Genomic DNA, 19012 nt, shown 5'->3' on the forward strand with positions numbered 1-19012 from the left:
ACCGCTGGGCCGCCCGGGTGGGTAAGCGGGGGCGACGTTGCTGCTGTGCGGGTGATACCGGTGCGACGGTCAGATCGCGAAGCCGAGGGCGCGCATCATGTCGCGTCCGTCGTCGGTGATCTTCTCCGGGCCCCACGGCGGCATCCAGACCCAGTTGATCCGGAACTGCTCCACGACGCCGTCGAGTGCTTCGGCGGTCTGCTCCTCGAGCACGTCCGTCAGCGGGCAGCCTGCCGAGGTCAGGGTCATGTGGATGATCAGGGCGTCGTTCTCGTCGTCCCAGCCCAGGTCGTAGATGAGTCCGAGGTCGACGACGTTGATGCCGAGCTCGGGGTCCATGACGTCTTTGAGCGCCTCTTCGATCTCATCGAATCGCTCGGGTGCCAGCGTTGAAACCATGCGGTCAGCCTACGTTCGAATCGACGAGAAAGCGATCATAACCTTCGTCCTCGAGCCGGTCGGCCAGCTCGGGCCCGCCCTGCTCCGCGATCCGCCCGTTGACGAACACGTGCACGAAGTCGGGCTCGATGTAGCGCAGGATGCGGGTGTAGTGCGTGATCAGGAGGATGCCGAGGCCGGTGTTCGCCTTGGCGCGGTTGACACCCTCTGAGACGATCTTGAGCGCGTCGACGTCGAGGCCGGAGTCGGTCTCGTCGAGGATCGCGAACTTGGGCTTGAGCAGTTCGAGCTGCAGGATCTCGTTGCGCTTCTTCTCTCCACCGGAGAAGCCCTCGTTCACGTTGCGCTCAGCGAAGCTCTTGTCCATGCGCAGGTTCGTCATGGACTGGCGGACGTCCTTGATCCAGGAGCGGATCGCGGGCGCTTCGCCGTCGATCGCGGTCTTGGCGGTGCGGAGGAAGTTGGTGACGGTGACTCCCGGGATCTCGACCGGGTACTGCATCGCGAGGAAGAGCCCGGCTCGGGCGCGCTGGTCGACGGTCATGGTGAGGACTTCCTCACCGTCGAGCAGGATGGAGCCGCTGTCGGCGTGGTACTTGGGGTGGCCGGCGATCGTGTACGCGAGGGTCGACTTGCCGGAGCCGTTCGGCCCCATGATGGCGTGGATCTCACCCTCGTTGATCGTGAGGTTGACACCCTTCAGGATCTGCTTGGTGCCCTGGTCGGTCTCGACGCTGACGTGCAGGTCCTTGATCTCAAGAACTGACATGAATTCTCTGGTCTCTTTCATTCAAACGGCGCCGAGGCGCCGGTACGTGGTGGGCGAAACGCGAAGGGTCGGAGACCCGTTACGCGGGAACGCTGATGGGGGTCGGGTCGATGTAGACGTCGCCGTCGATCAGCTCGACCTTGAAGACGGGAACGGGTTCGTACGCCGGGAGGTTGAGCGGGCGACCGCTCTTCAGGGAGAACTTGGAGCCGTGCGCCCAGCATTCGACCGTGTCGTCCTCGACGAATCCCTCGGAGAGGGAGATATCGCCGTGCGTGCAGGTGTCGCCGATCGCGAAGACGTCGCCGGCGCTGTCCCGCACCACGACGATGGGGACTCCGTCGATCTCGACCTTGACGGCCTGGTTCTCTTCGAGCTCGTCGAAGGCGCAGATCTTCGTGGACGCCATGGTCAGTTCTCCTCGGTTGGTGCGGGTGCGCGGACCTCGTCGGTGCTGCGCAATTCCGCTTCGATGGCCGCCTGGAGGCGGTCTTCGAGCGGTTTGGATCCGATGTGCTGCACGATCTCGCTCAGGAAGCCGCGCACGACGAGTCGTCGCGCCTCGTCTTCCGTGATTCCGCGGGACTGCAGGTAGAACAGCTGTTCATCGTCGAAACGCCCGGTCGCACTCGCGTGCCCGGCGCCCTTGATGTCACCGGTCTCGATCTCGAGGTTCGGGATCGAGTCCGCGCGCGTGCCTTCGGTCAGCACGAGGTTGCGGTTCTGTTCGTAGCTGTCGGTCCCCGGGGCGTTGCGCCCGATGAGAACGTCGCCGATCCAGACGGTCCGTGCCCCGGTGCCCTGCAGGGCGCCCTTGTAGGTCACCCGGCTGCGGCTGTTCGCCGCGTCGTGGTGCACGTACACCTGCTGTTCGAGGTGCTGGCCGGCATCCGCGAAGTACAGCCCGTAGAGGTCGGTGTCCGAGCCGGGTCCGGCGAGGCGCACCGAGGGGTTGACCCGGACGATGCTGCCGCCGAGGGACACGACGACGTGCTTGAGGTACGCGTCGCGGCCGACGGATGCGAAGTGGTTGGCCAGGTGCACGGCACCGGTGTTCCACTCCTGCAGGGAGACGACCGTGAGGTGCGCGGACTCCCCCACGATGATCTCGAGGTTCTCGGTGATGCGTGCATCGCCGGTGTTCTCGAGGATGATCGTCGCCCGGCTGAACGGCCTGGCCTCGATGATGGTGTGCGCTCCCCGGGCACCGGTGCCGAGAGCGGCCCGGGTGATCGTGATCTCCTTGTCCTCTTCACCTGTGACGGTGATCGTGAGGGCCTTCTCGAAGCTCGTCCAGGCGTTGGCGGCTGCGCGTTCTTCCGGGGCGCCGACGGAACCGATCCGGGCGTCGTCGCGACCGACCCAGTCGATAGCGACACCGTCGGTCGGGGTCGAGTCGACGCCATAGGGTGCGCCGTCGAGCTCGCCGGCCGTGAGGTCGGTGAACTTGGCGACCGGGGAGAGCTTCCACACGGCCTCGCGCCCCGTGACGGGGGCGAAGTCGTCGACGTCGACGCTCTTGAAGCGATCGTTCCTGGTCTGCACAGGGACGAAGCCGAAGCGTCCGTCCGAGTGGGCCTTGATTCCGTGCTGTTCGCTGGTGGGCAATGCTGCTGTGGTTGAAGTCGGGGCGGCGGACATTTAGCCGACGGATCCTTCCATGCCCATTTCGATGAGCTTGTTGAGTTCGAGGGCGTACTCCATCGGGAGCTCCCGTGCGATCGGTTCGATGAAGCCTCTGACGATCATGGCCATGGCCTCGTCCTCCGGCATGCCGCGGCTCATCAGGTAGAACAACTGCTCCTCGCTGACGCGGGAGACAGTGGCCTCATGGCCGAGCTGCACGTCGTCGACACGGATGTCGATGGACGGGTAGGTGTCGGAGCGGGACTGGGTGTCGACGAGGAGCGCGTCGCAGCGCACGGTGTTCGCGGAGTGGTGCGCACCGGCATCCACCCGCACTTCACCGCGGTAGCCGGAGCGACCGCCGCCGCGGGCGATGGACTTGGACACGATCGAGGACTGCGTGTACGGGGCCATGTGGATCATCTTGGCGCCGGCGTCCTGATGCTGGCCGGGACCGGCGAAGGCCACGGACAGGGTTTCGCCCTTGGCGTGCTCGCCCATGAGGTAGATAGAGGGGTACTTCATGGTGACCTTGGAGCCGATGTTGCCGTCGATCCATTCCATGGTCGCGCCCTCTGCTGCGGTCGCGCGCTTCGTGACGAGGTTGTAGACGTTGTTCGACCAGTTCTGGATCGTCGTGTAGCGAACGCGGGCGTTCTTCTTGACGATGATCTCGACGACGGCGGAGTGCAGCGAGTCAGACGAGTAGATCGGGGCGGTGCAGCCCTCGATGTAGTGCACGTAGCTGCCCTCGTCGGCGATGATGAGCGTGCGCTCGAACTGGCCCATGTTCTCCGTATTGATGCGGAAGTAGGCCTGCAGGGGAATCTCAACGTGGACGCCCGGCGGCACGTAGACGAAGGAGCCGCCCGACCAGACCGAGGTGTTCAGCGCGGCGAACTTGTTGTCACCGGAGGGGATCACCGTTCCGAAGTACTCCTTGAAGACCTCCGGGTATTCCTTGAGCGCGGTGTCCGTGTCCATGAAGATGACGCCCTGGGCTTCGAGTTCTTCATTGATCTGGTGGTAGACGACCTCGGACTCGTACTGGGCCGCGACGCCGGAGACGAGGCGCTGGCGCTCCGCCTCGGGGATGCCGAGCTTCTCGTAGGTCTTCTTGATGTCGTCAGGCAGGTCTTCCCAGGTCTGGGCCTGCTTCTCCGTTGAACGCACGAAGTACTTGATGTTGTCGAAGTCGATGCCGGACAGGTCGGCGCCCCACGTGGGCATCGGCTTGCGCTCGAAGAGCTCGAGGGCCTTGAGCCGGCGCTGCAGCATCCATTCCGGCTCGTTCTTGAGCTTCGAGATGTCGGTCACGACCTCTGGCGAGACGCCGCGGCGAGCGGATGCTCCGGCCGCGTCGGAATCGGACCAGCCGAATTCGTACGTTCCCAGGCCCGCGAGTTCGGGCCGGTCGAGCAGGACGTCAGACATATTTACCTCTTCTCCCATCCACGACAACCCGGATATTAGTCCGGTCATTCCCGTACGGCTCCAGGCGAAGACGTGCGGTGAACGGGTTGCGTGGGCGGCTACGTTGCGTACCTAAGATGATTAGAGGCGGCGAGGTGTCGAACCGCGGTTCAAACAACCGCGTGATCACCGCCCAGAAACACCTAATTCTACAGGTTCCCGATGCGTTAAGTGGCCCGCCCGGCGATTTCACATGCACCAGGCCCGAGAGGAAGCAGAACCCGTGAAACGGATTTCGGAATGGCTGCCCACGAGCGTTGACCGACGGGTTCGCGTGATCGCGTGGGTGTACCTCGCCGCGCAGATCCTGCTGGTCGGTACCGGCGGCCTCGTCCGCCTGACCGGCTCAGGGCTCGGCTGCCCCACCTGGCCGAAGTGCACGGACGGATCGCTCGTCAACACCCCGGAGATGGGCATCCACGGGGTCATCGAGTTCGGCAACCGCCTGCTCGGCGTCGTGCTCGGCCTCGTCGCCGTACTCGCTTTCCTCGCCGTCGTCCGGCTGCGGCGCGATCGCCCCGACCTGTTCCGCCTCGCGCTGTTCGCCGGTCTCGGCATCCCCGCACAGGCAGTCATCGGCGGCATCAGCGTGCTCACGCAGCTCGACCCCACCGTCGTCGGCCTCCACTTCGTCATCTCCGCAGTGCTCGTAGCCCTCTGCACCGCCTTCGTCTACCGGGTTTACACCGGCAACGGCGAGCGGGCGACGGTGGTTCCCCGCTGGTACGCGATCCTCGCCCATGTGACGAGCGCAGTTGTCGCGATCACGATCATCGTCGGCATTCTCACGACCGGTTCCGGACCGCACGCCGGCGACGAGAACGCGCCGCGAAACGGGCTGGACTCGGAGTTCCTGCAGCATGTCCACAGCTGGCCCGCATACCTGACCGTCGCCCTCACCATCGCCCTCGTCATCGGCGCCTGGCGCCTGGGGCGGTCGCTCCGCACCTGGACCCTCGCCCTGCTCGCAGTCGAAGCAGCACAGGTCGTCGTGGGCCTCGTGCAGGCCAATACGGGCCTTCCGGCCGGCCTCGTCGGCATCCACATGGTGCTTTCCTGCGTGCTCGCGGCCGCGATGACCGCCGTCGTGCTGCACCTCAAGGAACCGGTGGCGCTGAACGTCGCCGGCACTCCCCCGGTGCCGCAGCAGGCAGCCGCCCGCTGACCGACCCGGCTCGCCTCGGATCGGCAGGGCTCGGTTCGGCTGGGCTCGGCTGGACTCGGTTCGGCTGGGCTGGGCTCGGAAGCCTCCGTGCGGCCTAGAAGGGCAGTAGCGGGTCGACGCCGACGGCGACGAAGAGCAGCGTCAAATAGGTGATCGAACCGTGGAACACTCGCATCGGCGATACCACTTCGTGGCGGATCGCGAGGTTGTACAAGCGGTGGGTCTCGTAGATGAACCAGCCGCCGGTGACGAGCGCGACTCCGGTATAGAGCAGGCCCATCGATGCGACCGGGATCAGCAGCAGCGAGCACGCGACGGTCGCCCACGCGTACAGGATGACCTGAAGGCCGACCTGGGCGCGCCCGCGCACGACGGCGAGCATCGGGACGCCGGCGGCCTGGTACTCGGCGCGGTATTTCATGGACAGCGGCCAGTAGTGCGGCGGGGTCCACAGGAAGATGATCGTGAACAGGATCAGCGGCGGCCAGGAGAGATCGCCGGTGACGGCCGCCCAGCCGATCAGCACGGGCATGCAGCCGGCGATTCCGCCCCAGACGATGTTCTGCGCGGTGCGGCGCTTGAGGATGATCGTGTAGAAGACGACGTAGAGCAGGATCGCCCCGAGCGACAGGGCCGCGGCGACCCAGTTCGTGAAGACCAGCAGCCAGACGATCGAGGCGGCGCCGAGTGCCCAGGCGAAGACAAGAGCCTCGCGGTCGCTGAGCTCGCCGGTGACGAGCGGCCGGTTCATCGTTCGCTTCATCACGCGGTCGATGTCGCGGTCGATGTAGCAGTTGAACGCGCCGGCGGATCCCGCGCTGAGCGCCCCACCGATCAGGGTCGCGAGCACGAGCCACAGGCTTGGGATCCCGCGTTCGGCGAGCAACATGGTCGGCGCGGTCACAACGAGCAACAGTTCGACGACACGCGGCTTGGTCAGCGACAGGTAGGCGAGGAAAGTGCGACGGAAGCCTCTCGCTCCCCTGCCGCCGGGCGCCTGCACGCCCGCGGGTGTCGCGTCCTGGGAGATCTGCATAGTGGATTGAGTCTAACCAGTCCCGGCAGGGTGGACGCTCAATCGAGGATCGTTCAGCTTCACGTCGGCCAACCTCACCCTGCCGTGCCGACTGCCTATACTTGGGGGTGCTCGCCAATCATGGCGCGTGCCGGCGCGTCCTGAAGATTGGGCAGTCGCCTGCCGCGCCGGATGACGTCGATGTCCACGGGCGCGCTCAATCCAACGGGTGCGGGTTTCCAAGGCCTGCCCTAGCTTGACGAAGGGTAACTACGAAGTGGCAGCACTGCAGTGGGATTCGATTGACAACAGGGCGGTCGACACGGCTCGCATTCTCGCGGCGGACGCCGTCGAGAAGGTCGGGAACGGCCACCCGGGCACGGCGATGAGCCTCGCCCCCGTCGCCTACCTCCTCTTCCAGAAGGTCATGCGCCGCGATCCCACTGACAATGAATGGATCGGCCGCGACCGCTTCATTCTCTCCGTCGGCCACAGCTCCCTGACCCAGTACGTCCAGCTCTACCTGGGCGGCTACGGCCTCGAGCTCGACGACCTCAAGGCTCTCCGCACCTGGGGCTCCAAGACCCCGGGTCACCCGGAGTACGGCCACACCGACGGTGTCGAGATCACGACGGGCCCGCTCGGCCAGGGTCTCGCATCCGCCGTCGGCTTCGCATACGCGTCCCGTTTCGAACGCGGACTGTTCGACCCGGAGACCACCACGGGCGAGAGCCCGTTCGACCACTTCGTCTACGTCATCGCCGGCGACGGCGACATGCAGGAGGGCATCACGAGCGAGGCATCCTCGCTCGCCGGCCACCAGCAGCTCGGCAACCTGATCGCCATCTACGACTCCAACCAGATCTCGATCGAAGACGACACCAACATCGCCTTCACCGAAGACGTCGCCGCCCGGTACGAGGCCTACCACTGGCATGTGCAGACCGTCGACTGGAAGAAGACCGGCGAATACGTCGAAGACCTCCACGCGCTCAATGACGCGATCGAGGCGGCCAAGGCCGTCACGGACAAGCCCTCGCTGATCATCCTGAAGACGATCATCGGCTGGCCGAGCCCGAAGAAGCAGAACACCGGCAAGATCCACGGCTCGGCGCTCGGCGCCGCCGAACTCGCCGCCGTGAAAGAGGTCCTCGGCTTCGACCCGGCCGAGAGCTTCTTCGTCGCCCCCGACGTGATCGAGCACACCCGCGAGGCACTCACCCGCGGCGCGGACGAGCACGCCAGGTGGACGGTGCAGTTCGACGCCTGGGCCGCCGCCAACCCCGACCGCAAGGTCCTCCTCGACCGGATCCTGGCCGGCGACCTGCCCGAGGGCGTGGATGCCGCGCTGCCCGTCTTCGAGGCCGGCACCGAGGTCTCCACCCGCGCCGCTTCCGGCAAGGTCCTCACCGCGCTCGGCGCCGTCATCCCCGAGCTCTGGGGCGGTTCCGCCGACCTCGCCGAGTCGAACAACACCACCATCGGCGGTGCGCGCTCCTTCATCCCCGCCGAGCACTCGACCCACGAGTGGACCGGCACCCCGTACGGCCGCGTCCTGCACTTCGGGATCCGCGAGCACGCGATGGCCGCGATCCTGAACGGCATCGTGCTGCACGGCAACACCCGCCCGTTCGGCGGCACCTTCCTGATCTTCAGCGACTACATGCGCCCGGCCGTTCGCCTCGCCGCGCTGATGAAGGCGCCGTCGATCTTCGTCTGGACCCACGACTCCGTCGCCCTCGGCGAGGACGGCCCGACGCACCAGCCGGTCGAGCAGCTCGCGACGCTCCGCGCCATCCCCGGACTCGACGTCGTGCGCCCCGGCGACGCGAACGAGGTCTCCTGGGCGTGGAAGACGATCCTCGAGCGCCGCGAAGGCCCGGCGGGCATCGTCCTCACCCGCCAGAACATTCCCGTGTTCGAGCGCGGCGACGGCGACGCGAGCGGCGAGGTCTTCGCCTCGGCCCGGAACGTCGCCAAGGGCGCGTACATCCTCGCCGAAGCGCCGAACGGTACCCCGGACGTGATCCTGATCGCCACGGGTTCCGAGGTCCAGCTCGCCGTCGACGCCCGTGCGGCGCTCAAGGCGGATGGCATCAACGCCCGCGTCGTGTCCGCCCCGAGCCTCGAGTGGTTCCGGGAGCAGACGGCGGAATACCGCGAATCCGTGTTGCCCGCGGGCATCACCGCCCGCGTGTCCGTCGAGGCCGGCATCGCGCTGACGTGGGATCGCTACGTCGGCGACCGCGGCCGCAGCATCTCGATCGAGCACTTCGGCGCCTCCGCAGACTACAAGACGCTGTTCCGTGAATTCGGAATCACCACCGAGGCCGTCGTCGCCGCCGCGAAGGACTCGCTCGCCGCTCACTGAGCTCCCCGCCGGGCGGGGAGCCTGCGGCAACGCTGAGCTCCCCGCCGGCCCCGCGCGCGCCCGCCCCCCGCCCGACTCCCGCACACGTCACACCCCACGTATCACAAGGAGATTGCCCCCATGACCGATACCACCCCCACAGCCGAGCTCTCCGCCGCCGGCGTCAGCATCTGGCTTGACGACCTCTCCCGCCAGCGCATCGCCTCCGGCGGGCTGCAGGACCTCATCGACACGAAGAACATCGTCGGCGTCACGACGAACCCGACCATCTTCGCCGGCGCGCTCAGCAAGGGCGAAGCCTACGTCGAGCAGGTCGCCGCCCTCGCCGCGTCCGGCGCGACCGTGCAGGAGGCCGTGTTCGAGATCACGACCGACGACGTCACCGCAGCGAGCGACATCTTCCGTCCCGTCTACGACCGCACCAACGGCGTCGACGGCCGCGTCTCCATCGAGGTCGAACCCGGCCTCGCCCACGACGCCGCAGGAACCGTCGCCCAGGCCCAGGAGCTGTGGGCCAAGGTCAACCGCCCCAACGCCATGATCAAGATCCCCGCGACCATCGAAGGCCTCGAGGCCATCACCGCGACGATCGCCCTCGGCATCAGCGTCAACGTCACCCTGATCTTCAGCCTGCAGCGCCACCGCGAGGTCATCAACGCGTACCTGTCCGGCCTCGAGAAGGCCAAGGCCGCCGGCATCGACCTCAGCACGATCCACTCCGTCGCGTCGTTCTTCGTCTCCCGCGTGGACACCGAGATCAACCAGCGCCTCGAGGCCATCGGCACCGAGACCGCGATCGCCCTCAAGAGCAAGGCCGGCGTCGCGAACGCGCAGCTCGCCTACGAGGTCTTCCAGCAGGCGTTCTCCACCGAGCGCGCCCTCGGCCTCCTCGCCGCCGGCGCCAACAAGCAGCGTCCGCTCTGGGCGTCCACCGGCGTCAAGGACGCCGCTCTGCCCGACACCCTCTACGTGACGAACCTCGTCGCCCCCGAGGTCGTCAACACCATGCCCGAAAAAACCCTCGACGCGACGTTCGACCACGGGGTCATCCCGGCGGACTCGATCACGGGCGCGTACGACGAGGCGAACGCTGTTCTCGACGCCCTGGCCAACGAAGGCGTCTCCTACGTCGACGTCACCCAGGTCCTCGAAGCCGAAGGCGTCGCGAAGTTCATCATCTCCTGGAACGAACTCCTCGACACCGTGACGGTTGCCCTGGACGCAGCCAAGAGCAACACGGAAGCCCCGTCGGCACTGTGAGTTTCCGCATCGCGGTGACCGGGGCGGCGGCCGACGCGGCACGCCGCGCCGTTCCCACCCTGGTGTCCGACCTGGTCGCCTCGGGAATAACGGCCCTCGACCCCGCACTGTGGGGCCCTGAGGCCGAATCCGAGGCGGCCAAGCGTCTCGGTTGGACCGAGTCCGTTGCCGTTTCACGCCCGCTCGTCGCCGAGATCCTCGCCCTCCGGGCGACCCTGGCCTCGGCCGGTGTCGCCCGGATCGCGCTCGCAGGCATGGGCGGTTCCTCACTCGCACCGGAGGTCATCACCCGCACGGCCGGCGTAGCGCTCACCGTCCTGGACTCGACCGACCCCGGCCAGGTCCTCGCGGCCCTCGGCGACCACCTCGCGGAGACGGCGCTCGTCGTCTCCTCGAAGTCCGGGTCGACCGCGGAGACCGACAGCCAGCGTCGGGTGTTCGAACGCGCCTTCCGGGAAGCAGGCATCGACCCCGTCGGCCGCATCATCGTCGTGACCGATCCCGGGTCGCCGCTCGACACCTCCGCTCGCGCGGCCGGCTATCGCGTCTTCAACGCGGACCCGACCGTCGGTGGACGTTTCTCCGTTCTCACTGCGTTCGGTCTCGTCCCGTCCGGGCTCGCCGGGGTTGACATCGGTGAGCTGCTCGACGAGGCCGAGGCCGTCTCGCTCGCCCTCGCCGTCGACAGCCCGGAGAACCCCGGACTCATCCTCGGCGCCGCGATCGCTGCCACAGAGCCACGGCGCGACAAGCTCGCGCTCGTCGCAGACGGCACCCACATCGTCGGGTTCCCCGACTGGGCGGAACAGCTCATCGCGGAGTCGACCGGCAAGAGCGGCACCGGTATCCTCCCGGTGGTCCTCGAGGCCGGCGCGACCGAACTCACCCGGAACCTCCCGGACGTGCAGGTCCTCCGCCTCGTCGACGATGCCGGCACGACGATCTTCCCCGCGGACGGCACCGACGAGATCCGCGTGAGCGGCACCCTCGGTGCACAGTTCCTGGTCTGGGAATACGCCACCGTGGTCGCTGGCCGCCTACTCGGGATCAACCCCTTCGACCAGCCAGACGTAGAGGCCGCCAAGGTCGCCACCCGCGCACTTCTCGACGGTCGACCTGAACCGGCGCCCGCGGCATTCATCTCCGACGGCATCGAGGTGCGCGGCACCGCACACGTCATCGGCGCGGCCAGTGACCTGGCCTCGGCGATCGACGCGCTCCTCGAGGAGCTCGGCCCCGACGGGTACGTCTCCGTCCAGGCCTACGTGAACCGCCTCGAGCTCCCACAACTCGCCGAGGTCCGTGACCTGCTCGCGAAACTCGCGAAGCGGCCGGTCACCTTCGGCTGGGGCCCCCGGTTCCTGCACTCGACCGGCCAGCTCCACAAGGGCGGCCAGCCGACCGGTGTGTTCCTGCAGATCCTCGCGACCGCACACGAGGACCTCTCGATTCCTGACCGTCCGTTCACCTTCGGCGAACTGATCCAGGCACAGGCCAGCGGCGACGCGAGTGTTCTCGCCGAGCACGGCCGTCCGGTGCTCACCCTCACCCTCACCGACCCCGCGGCGAACATCGCCGCACTGTTCGGCGCCCTGAAGTAGAAGTCGTCCCCTGTTGCGGGGTTCGCTTCGGCGGGCCTCAACGCCACTGAAAAGGAGTTGCATGTCCCCGGTGGAAATCACCCCGGAGTTCAATCCGCTGCGGTCGTCCTCCGATTACCGTCTGAATCGCATCGCGGGGCCCTCGAGCCTCGTGATCTTCGGCGTAACCGGCGACCTGTCCCGGAAGAAACTCATGCCCGCGGTCTATGACCTCGCCAACCGCGGACTCCTTCCGCCGGGCTTCGCCCTCGTCGGCTTCGCCAGGCGCGACTGGGACGACGAGGACTTCTCGCAGGTCGTCCATGACTCGGTCAAACAGTATGCCCGCACCGAGTTCAACGAGGATGTCTGGGCCCAGCTCTCGGAGGGCATCCGCTTCGTGCAGGGCACCTTCGACGACGACGACTCCTTCGAACGGCTGAAGGACACCATCGCCGAACTCGACCGCGAGCGCGGCACGATGGGCAACCACGCGTTCTACCTGTCGATCCCGCCGAAGGCGTTCCCGCAGGTCGTCGGCCAGTTGCGTCGGTCCGGCCTCGCCGAGCAGAAGGACGGCCAGTGGCGTCGTGTCGTGATCGAGAAGCCCTTCGGCAGCGATCTCAAGACCGCCCGTGAGCTCAACGACGTCGTCGAATCCGTCTTCCCGCCGGATTCCGTGTTCCGGATCGACCACTACCTGGGCAAGGAGACGGTCCAGAACATTCTGGCGTTGCGCTTTGCGAACCAGCTCTACGAACCGATCTGGAATTCGAACAACGTCGACCACGTGCAGATCACGATGGCCGAGGACATCGGCGTCGGAGGACGCGCGGGCTACTACGACGGAATCGGCGCCGCCAGGGACGTGATCCAGAATCACCTCCTGCAGCTCCTCGCCCTCACGGCCATGGAGGAGCCCATCTCCTTCGACGCGGCGGACCTGCGCACCGAGAAGGAGAAGGTCCTCGCCTCCGTTCGGCTCCCGGACAACCTCGCGACCGGGACCGCCCGCGGCCAGTACGCCGGCGGCTGGCAGGGTGGTGAGAAGGTTCTCGGCTTCCTCGAGGAAGACGGCATGGACCCGGAGTCGCTGACCGAAACCTACGCTGCGCTGCGCCTCACCATCGAGACGCGCCGCTGGTCCGGCGTGCCGTTCTACCTGCGGGCGGGCAAGCGCCTCGGCCGCAGGGTGACCGAGATCGCCGTCGTGTTCAAGCGCGCCCCGCAGCACCTGTTCGCGAAAGAGAACACGGCCGCCCTCGGGGCGAACGCCCTCGTGATCCGGGTGCAGCCCGACGAGGGTGTCACGATCCGCTTCGGCTCCAAGGTTCCCGGCGTCGGCATGCAGGTGCGCGACGTCACGATGGACTTCGGTTACGGTCACGCCTTCACCGAGGCAAGCCCGGAGGCGTACGAACGTTTGATCCTCGACGTGCTCCTCGGAGACCCCCCACTGTTCCCCCGCCACGAAGAGGTCGAACTCTCGTGGAAGATCCTCGATCCGGTCGAAAAGTTCTGGTCAGAACAGGGCCAGCCGGAACAGTACCGCCCCGGAACCTGGGGACCCTCGTCCGCGGACGAACTATTGGCCAGGGACGGCCGTCAATGGAGGCGCCCATGATCGTCGATCTGCCAGACACGAACACCTCGAAGATTTCGAAGGCTCTCGTGCGCATCCGTGAAGAGGGCGGCGCCGTGGCCCTCGGCCGGGTGCTGACCCTCATCATCGCGTCGACCATGGGACGCGAGGAGGAGGCCATCGAGGCCGCCAACGACGCGTCCCGTGAGCATCCGATGCGCGTCATCGTGGTCTCCACCCAGGAGGAAACCGCCTCGAAGACCCCCGTGGACGCCAAGGTTGACGCGGAGATCCGCGTCGGCGGAGACGCCGGAGCGAGCGAAGTCATCGTGCTGCGCGCGTACGGCGACGCCGCGAGCGACCCCGAGAGCCTCGTCACGGGCCTCCTGCTGCCCGACGCCCCGGTCGTCACGTGGTGGCCGGGAGTCGCCCCTGTGATCCCGGCGGACTCTCCGCTCGGGCGCCTCGCGTACCGACGGATCACGGACTCGTCCGCTCAGCCGGACCCGCAGGCCGCCCTGCACCGGCTGTGCTCCTCCTACCGCCCCGGCGACACTGACTTCGCCTGGACCCGGCTGACGCTCTGGCGGGCCCAGCTCGCCGCCGTCCTCGACCAGCCGCCCTACGAGGCCGTCACGGCCGTGCAGGTCTCCGGCGCGGCCGACTCCCCCTCGACGACGCTCCTCGCCGCCTGGCTGCAGCTCCAGCTCGCCGTGAACGTCGACTGCGAGTTCACCGGAGGAGCCAAGGCGAGCGGAATCCACGGGGTGCACTTCACCCGGGCATCCGGTGTCATCTCACTCGAACGGGAGCTGCCGGGCATCGCAACCCTCACCCAGCCAGGCCAGCCCGTGCAGGACCTCACCCTCAAACGCCGCAGCCTTCGGGACTGCCTCAGCGACGAGCTCCGTCGGCTCGACCCCGACGAGTTGTATGGTGAAGTGATCACCCGCGGACTGCCGAATCTGGACGCGGTTGCCGAAAAAACCGGAGGACGACCGTGACCCACGAACGACGCGTACTAGTGCATGCCGACCGGGCGGCCCTCGCCGCCTCGGTCGCTGCACGATTCATCACGACCGCGGTCGACCTCCTGCATGAGGAGGGCGACATCCATGTCGTCCTCACCGGCGGAAGCGTCGCGACCGAGGTGCTCGAAGCGGTCAACGCCTCCGCGGCCAGGGACACCGTCGACTGGCAGCACGTGAACATCTGGTGGGGTGACGAACGCTGGTTGCCGTACTCCGACCCGGAACGCAATGAGCTCCAGGCCCGGACCGCGCTCCTCGACGACCTCGACATCCCCGCAGAGAACATCCACCCGTTCGCGTCCTCCGACGGACCGCTCGACCTGGACGCAGCAGCCGCAGCATACGCGGAGGAACTCGAGGCGGCGTCGAACGACGGCACCGTGCTGCCGCGCTTCGACATCACCTTCCTCGGCGTCGGCCCGGACGGGCACATCGCCTCGCTGTTCCCGCACCTGCCTGGCATCCGCGAGGACACCGCGAGCGTGCTGACGGTGCTCAACTCGCCCAAGCCCCCGGCCGAACGGCTCACCCTGAGCCGTCCCGCCCTGAACTCCTCTCGCTGCATCTGGCTGGTCCTCGCGGGACCGGACAAGGCATCCGCCCTCGGGCTCGCCCTCGCCGGGGCCAGCAGGGACGAGGTGCCGGTTGCGGGAATCAAGGGCCGCAGGTACACGAACTTCTTCGTGGACCGGGAAGCGGCCGCCGAGGTCCCGGAGAACCTGACCGCGTCCTCGTTCTGACACCGTTCGCACACGAAAAAGCCCCGACCGAGGTCGGGGCTTTTTCGTGTCCGGTGGACGAATGGACCAGAGCTAGTTGGTGGCGGAGAGCTTGCCGCGTCGAATGCGCAACTGCAGCAGTGCTTCCTCGAGAAGCGAGTCGGCTTCCTCTTCCGTGCGGCGCTCCTTCACATAGGCGAGGTGCGTCTTGTACGGCTCGAGCTTGACGACGGACGGCGGGTTCTCCTTGTCGCGGCCCGCGGGCAGCCCGGAAGACGGGCAGTCGATCGTCTCGGGGATTTCCTCGTCCGGCAGGTTCGCCGCGAAGAAGCGGACCGTCTCGTTGCCGAGTGCGTCCCAGTAGGAGACTCGGATCCGGTCAGCCTGGAAACCGCGGTCCTGCTCCCCCATGGGGCCGGCTCCGACCCTGGATCCACGAATTGCGCTACCACCAGATGCCATTGTGTTCCTCCATGAAAGGCGATTGTGCTTGCGGCCGCACGGCCACGGTTGTGGGAAAAAGCGAAAGGGTGAGGGAGTTACAGTGCCGTGTCGAACTTGGTGATGAGGCCCAGGACGACGATGCACGCGATCCAGAGGACGGCAAGGATGACGGTGATGCGATTGAGGTTTCGCTCCGCGACGCCCGAGGCGCCGAGGTTCGACGTGACGCCACCACCGAACATGTCGGAGAGGCCACCACCGCGGCCCTTGTGCAGGAGGATGAGCATGGTGAGCAGGAGGCTCGTCAGTCCGAGGACAACCTGCAACACGACCTGGAGAATCTGCACGCGAAACCTTTCAGAGTGGTGGAGTTTCTCCACCGGGATCAGTGATCATCATAGCCTGACTGACGAACCAGCCCGCCTCCCCTGGCGGGGTGGCGGGCTGGAGCGGTGATATCAGGTGGAACTTCGGGCTAGACGCCCACGTGCTTCTGGAATCGGACGATGCTGGAGAACTCGTCGATGTCCAGGCTTGCTCCGCCGACGAGTGCTCCGTCGACGTTGGGCTCGCGCATGTAGCCCGCGATGTTGACGCCCTTCACGGAACCGCCGTAGAGGATGCGCGTCTTGTCGGCCACATCCTGTCCGAGGGTTTCGCTGAGGACGAGACGCAGCTGGGCCGCGACCTGTTCAGCCTGCTCAGGCGTCGCCGCCTGGCCGGAGCCGATGGCCCACACGGGCTCGTATGCGACCACGATGTCCGCGGCACTGTCGATGCCGGACAGTGCGGTGCGCAGCTGGGCGACGGGAACGGCGCTCGGACCATGCAGTTCCAGGTCCGCGGCGGTCTCGCCGACGCAGATGATCGGAACGAGGCCGTGCTTGACGGCGGCGGTGACCTTGGCGGCCACCTCCTCGTCATTCTCGCCGTGCAGCGTACGACGCTCTGAATGCCCGATGAGCACGTAGGTGCACTCGAGCTGGGCGAGGAACGCACCGGAGATCTCACCCGTGAAGGCGCCGGAATCGTGAGCGGAGACATCCTGTGCGCCGAAGACGACGGGCAGCTTGTCGGCCGACACGAGCGTCTGCACGGAGCGAAGGTCGGTGAACGGCGGGAACACCGCAACCTCGACGGACGCGAAGTCGTGCTTGGCGTCCTTGAGGTTCCAGGCCAGCTTCTGCACGAACGCGATGGCCTGGAGGTGGTCCAGGTTCATCTTCCAATTGCCTGCAATCAGCGGGGTGCGCTGAGTGTTTACTGCCATCCGAGGACCTCCAGTCCTGGGAGACGCTTGCCTTCGAGGAACTCGAGGCTCGCGCCGCCACCGGTAGAAATGTGACCGAACTGGTCGTCCGTGAAGCCGAGCGTGCGCACGGCGGCGGCGGAATCGCCACCTCCGACGACGCTCAGGCCGTCAACCTCTGTGAGCGCTGCGGCCACCACACGGGTGCCCTCTGCGAACGGTGCGAGCTCGAACACGCCCATCGGGCCGTTCCAGAACACCGTCTTCGAGGAGCGGATGATCGCGGCGAATGCCGCTGCCGTGTCCGGTCCGATGTCGAGGCCCAGACCGGTGGCACCGAATGCGGTGTCCTCGATCGAGTCAGCAGCGGTGATCACGTGCTCGGCGTCTGCCCCGAACTTCGAGGCGACGACGACATCCGTCGGCAGGACGATCTTCACGCCCAGGCGCTCAGCCTCGACCAGGTAACCGCGGACGGTTTCGATCTGGTCGGCCTCGAGCAGGCTTGCGCCCACCTTGTGGCCCTGGGCTGCAAGGAACGTGAAGAGCATTCCGCCACCGATGAGCAGCGAGTTGACTCGCGGCAGCAGGTGACCGATCACGCCGAGCTTGTCCGAGACCTTCGAGCCGCCGAGGACGACCGTGTACGGCGCCTCCGGCTTCTCGGTGAGGCGGTCGAGCACGTCGAGTTCGGCGGCGATCAGCAGGCCGGCAGCGCTCGGCAGGATTGCTGCCAGGTCGTACACGCTTGCCTGCTTGCGGTGGACAACGCCGAAACCGTCGGAAACGAGGACGTCGCCGAGGGCGGCGAGCTCGGTTGCGAAGGCAACGCGCTCTGCGTCGACCTTGCTCGTCTCCCCCGGGTTGAACCGGAGGTTTTCGAGCACGACGACGTCGCCATTCTTGAGGGCCGCGACAGCGGCCTTGGCGGCGTCACCCACGGTGTCGCCGGCGAAGGCGACGTCGTGGCCGAGCAGCTGCGCCAGACGGACCGCGACGGGCGCCAGGCTGTACTTGTCTTCCGGCGCACCCTTCGGTCGTCCGAGGTGCGAGACGATGACCACGCGGGCGCCCTGTTCGAGCAGTGCCTTGATGGTCGGGAGGGACGCGCGAACGCGACCATCGTCCGTGATCTCGCCGTCTTTCAACGGCACATTCAGATCACAGCGGACGATGACGCGCTTTCCGGTGAGCAGCCCCAGCGATTCGATTGTACGAAGCGTCACTGCGGGCCCCGGTTACAGGCTCTTGGCGACGAGCGCGGTGAGGTCAACCATGCGGTTGGAGTAGCCCCACTCGTTGTCATACCAGGACGACAGCTTGACCTGGTCGCCGATGACGCGCAGCAGGCCGGCATCGAAGATCGAGGAGTGCGGGTCGGTGACGATGTCGCTGGAGACGATCTCGTCTTCGGTGTACATCAGGATGCCCTTGAGGGGACCGGACTCCGCAGCGGCCTTGTAGGCAGCCTTGATCGCTTCGATCGTGACGGGGCGCTCGGCGATGACGGTGAGGTCGGTGATGGAACCGGTGGGAACCGGAACGCGCAGCGCGAAGCCGTCAAGCTTGCCCTTGAGCTCGGGGAGGACGATGCCGAGGGCCTTGGCCGCACCGGTCGAGGTCGGGATGATGTTGATGGCGGCGGCGCGGGCGCGACGCAGGTCGGAGTGCGGGCCGTCCTGGAGGTTCTGGTCCGCGGTGTACGCGTGGATCGTCGTCATGAGGCCGGACTTGATGCCGAAGTTGTCGTTGAAGACCTTGGCCAGCGGCGCGAGGCAGTTCGTGGTGCAGGACGCGTTGGAGATGATGTCGAACTTGGCCGGGTCGTAGTCCTGCTCGTTGACGCCCATGACGATCGTGGCTGCGTCGCCTGAGGCGGGAGCGGAGACGATGACCTTCTTGGCGCCGGCGGTGATGTGCTTGCGCGCATCCTCTGCCTTGGTGAAGCGACCGGTGGACTCGATGACGATGTCGACGCCGAGGGCTCCCCAGGGGAGGTTGGCCGGGTCGCGCTCGGCGAGAACCTTAATCGGCTTGCCGTTGACGAGGATGGAGTCGCCCTCGACGGAAACGGTGGCGTTCAGACGGCCGGTGATGGAGTCATATTTAAGAAGGTGAGCCAGCGTCTTCGTGTCGGTGAGGTCGTTGACGGCGACGATCTCGATGTCGCTGCCCTGCGCCAGGGCGGCGCGAAGATAATTGCGGCCAATGCGGCCAAAGCCATTAATACCGATCTTTACAGACACGAATGTCTCCTAATCTTGTGCGCCGAAGCGCGGTTTCTTGTGGGTGAAATGCACGGGTGGGGAGCGGGGCCCGGTCGGGGCCC

The 19012-nt window shown here is 66.8% G+C and carries 18 protein-coding genes; 7 read left to right on the plus strand and 11 right to left on the minus strand.

The window, feature by feature from the left end:
• Nucleotides 1-69: 69 nt before the first annotated feature.
• The 5 genes from QN350_RS15750 to sufB all read right to left on the minus strand — a co-directional run bounded on the left by QN350_RS15750 (nucleotide 70) and on the right by sufB (nucleotide 4228).
• Complete coding sequence (locus tag QN350_RS15750) at nucleotides 70-399, minus strand: metal-sulfur cluster assembly factor (protein WP_281535037.1); 330 nt, start codon at nucleotides 397-399, stop codon at nucleotides 70-72.
• A gap of 4 nt (nucleotides 400-403) precedes the next feature.
• Entirely contained in the window at nucleotides 404-1168 is a 765-nt protein-coding gene (sufC, locus tag QN350_RS15755) for a Fe-S cluster assembly ATPase SufC (protein ID WP_134448678.1), read from the minus strand.
• Between the two features lie 79 nt (nucleotides 1169-1247).
• Nucleotides 1248-1577, minus strand: coding sequence for a non-heme iron oxygenase ferredoxin subunit (locus QN350_RS15760; protein ID WP_281535038.1), 330 nt, complete (start codon nucleotides 1575-1577; stop codon nucleotides 1248-1250).
• Between the two features lie 2 nt (nucleotides 1578-1579).
• A complete protein-coding gene (gene sufD / locus QN350_RS15765; RefSeq protein WP_322139937.1) occupies nucleotides 1580-2809 on the minus strand; it encodes a Fe-S cluster assembly protein SufD in 1230 nt (409 codons plus the stop codon).
• Nucleotides 2810-4228 (minus strand): Fe-S cluster assembly protein SufB, encoded by a 1419-nt coding sequence (sufB, locus tag QN350_RS15770; RefSeq protein ID WP_322139938.1) that lies wholly within the window; start codon nucleotides 4226-4228, stop codon nucleotides 2810-2812.
• A 262-nt stretch (nucleotides 4229-4490) separates the two neighbouring features.
• Here sufB and QN350_RS15775 point away from each other — a divergent pair, with 262 nt between their 5' ends.
• Nucleotides 4491-5432, plus strand: coding sequence for a COX15/CtaA family protein (locus QN350_RS15775; protein ID WP_322139939.1), 942 nt, complete (start codon nucleotides 4491-4493; stop codon nucleotides 5430-5432).
• 94 nt (nucleotides 5433-5526) lie between these two features.
• Here the strand turns inward: QN350_RS15775 and QN350_RS15780 are convergent, their stop codons facing one another.
• Nucleotides 5527-6468, minus strand: coding sequence for a heme o synthase (locus QN350_RS15780; protein WP_322139940.1), 942 nt, complete (start codon nucleotides 6466-6468; stop codon nucleotides 5527-5529).
• Nucleotides 6469-6724: 256 nt separating this feature from the next.
• Here QN350_RS15780 and tkt point away from each other — a divergent pair, with 256 nt between their 5' ends.
• The 6 genes from tkt to pgl all read left to right on the plus strand — a co-directional run bounded on the left by tkt (nucleotide 6725) and on the right by pgl (nucleotide 15011).
• A complete protein-coding gene (gene tkt, locus QN350_RS15785) occupies nucleotides 6725-8818 on the plus strand; it encodes a transketolase (RefSeq protein WP_322139941.1) in 2094 nt (697 codons plus the stop codon).
• 120 nt (nucleotides 8819-8938) lie between these two features.
• Nucleotides 8939-10078 (plus strand): transaldolase, encoded by a 1140-nt coding sequence (tal, locus tag QN350_RS15790; protein WP_322139942.1) that lies wholly within the window; start codon nucleotides 8939-8941, stop codon nucleotides 10076-10078.
• Complete coding sequence (locus QN350_RS15795) at nucleotides 10075-11679, plus strand: glucose-6-phosphate isomerase (RefSeq protein WP_323516910.1); 1605 nt, start codon at nucleotides 10075-10077, stop codon at nucleotides 11677-11679. The genes tal and QN350_RS15795 overlap by 4 nt, the downstream gene beginning before the upstream one ends.
• Before the next feature lie 61 nt (nucleotides 11680-11740).
• On the plus strand, nucleotides 11741-13282 hold the full coding sequence (gene zwf, locus QN350_RS15800; RefSeq protein WP_322139944.1) for a glucose-6-phosphate dehydrogenase: 1542 nt from the start codon (nucleotides 11741-11743) through the stop codon (nucleotides 13280-13282).
• A complete protein-coding gene (locus tag QN350_RS15805; RefSeq protein WP_322139945.1) occupies nucleotides 13279-14244 on the plus strand; it encodes a glucose-6-phosphate dehydrogenase assembly protein OpcA in 966 nt (321 codons plus the stop codon). Before zwf ends, QN350_RS15805 begins: the two co-directional genes overlap by 4 nt.
• Nucleotides 14241-15011: a 6-phosphogluconolactonase gene (gene pgl / locus QN350_RS15810; RefSeq protein WP_322139946.1), complete on the plus strand. Its 771-nt coding sequence runs from the start codon at nucleotides 14241-14243 to the stop codon at nucleotides 15009-15011. The genes QN350_RS15805 and pgl overlap by 4 nt, the downstream gene beginning before the upstream one ends.
• 72 nt (nucleotides 15012-15083) lie before the next feature.
• Here the strand turns inward: pgl and QN350_RS15815 are convergent, their stop codons facing one another.
• The 5 genes from QN350_RS15815 to gap all read right to left on the minus strand — a co-directional run bounded on the left by QN350_RS15815 (nucleotide 15084) and on the right by gap (nucleotide 18929).
• Nucleotides 15084-15452 (minus strand): RNA polymerase-binding protein RbpA, encoded by a 369-nt coding sequence (locus QN350_RS15815; protein WP_281535042.1) that lies wholly within the window; start codon nucleotides 15450-15452, stop codon nucleotides 15084-15086.
• Between the two features lie 77 nt (nucleotides 15453-15529).
• A complete protein-coding gene (gene secG, locus QN350_RS15820; protein ID WP_134448691.1) occupies nucleotides 15530-15781 on the minus strand; it encodes a preprotein translocase subunit SecG in 252 nt (83 codons plus the stop codon).
• Between the two features lie 128 nt (nucleotides 15782-15909).
• Nucleotides 15910-16704, minus strand: a complete 795-nt coding sequence (gene tpiA / locus QN350_RS15825; RefSeq protein ID WP_322139947.1) for a triose-phosphate isomerase — start codon at nucleotides 16702-16704, stop codon at nucleotides 15910-15912.
• Nucleotides 16695-17909: a phosphoglycerate kinase gene (locus QN350_RS15830; RefSeq protein WP_281535043.1), complete on the minus strand. Its 1215-nt coding sequence runs from the start codon at nucleotides 17907-17909 to the stop codon at nucleotides 16695-16697. Before QN350_RS15830 ends, tpiA begins: the two co-directional genes overlap by 10 nt.
• 12 nt (nucleotides 17910-17921) lie before the next feature.
• Complete coding sequence (gene gap / locus QN350_RS15835) at nucleotides 17922-18929, minus strand: type I glyceraldehyde-3-phosphate dehydrogenase (RefSeq protein WP_134448694.1); 1008 nt, start codon at nucleotides 18927-18929, stop codon at nucleotides 17922-17924.
• Nucleotides 18930-19012: the final 83 nt, after the last annotated feature.

The organism is Cryobacterium sp. 10I5 (assembly GCF_035019865.1).
GTDB classification, from domain to species: Bacteria; Actinomycetota; Actinomycetes; order Actinomycetales; family Microbacteriaceae; genus Cryobacterium; species Cryobacterium breve_A.

Excerpts from the sequence above, each read along its gene's own strand:
- QN350_RS15815 (WP_281535042.1), bottom strand. The coding sequence starts at position 15,452 with ATGGCATCTGGTGGTAGCGCAATTCGTGGATCCAGGGTCGGAGCCGGC.
- QN350_RS15805 (WP_322139945.1), top strand. The coding sequence starts at position 13,279 with ATGATCGTCGATCTGCCAGACACGAACACCTCGAAGATTTCGAAGGCT.
- tal (WP_322139942.1), top strand. The coding sequence starts at position 8,939 with ATGACCGATACCACCCCCACAGCCGAGCTCTCCGCCGCCGGCGTCAGC.
- QN350_RS15750 (WP_281535037.1), bottom strand. The coding sequence starts at position 399 with ATGGTTTCAACGCTGGCACCCGAGCGATTCGATGAGATCGAAGAGGCG.
- tpiA (WP_322139947.1), bottom strand. The coding sequence starts at position 16,704 with ATGGCAGTAAACACTCAGCGCACCCCGCTGATTGCAGGCAATTGGAAG.
- sufB (WP_322139938.1), bottom strand. The coding sequence starts at position 4,228 with ATGTCTGACGTCCTGCTCGACCGGCCCGAACTCGCGGGCCTGGGAACG.
- sufD (WP_322139937.1), bottom strand. The coding sequence starts at position 2,809 with ATGTCCGCCGCCCCGACTTCAACCACAGCAGCATTGCCCACCAGCGAA.
- QN350_RS15760 (WP_281535038.1), bottom strand. The coding sequence starts at position 1,577 with ATGGCGTCCACGAAGATCTGCGCCTTCGACGAGCTCGAAGAGAACCAG.
- QN350_RS15780 (WP_322139940.1), bottom strand. The coding sequence starts at position 6,468 with ATGCAGATCTCCCAGGACGCGACACCCGCGGGCGTGCAGGCGCCCGGC.
- zwf (WP_322139944.1), top strand. The coding sequence starts at position 11,741 with ATGTCCCCGGTGGAAATCACCCCGGAGTTCAATCCGCTGCGGTCGTCC.
- sufC (WP_134448678.1), bottom strand. The coding sequence starts at position 1,168 with ATGTCAGTTCTTGAGATCAAGGACCTGCACGTCAGCGTCGAGACCGAC.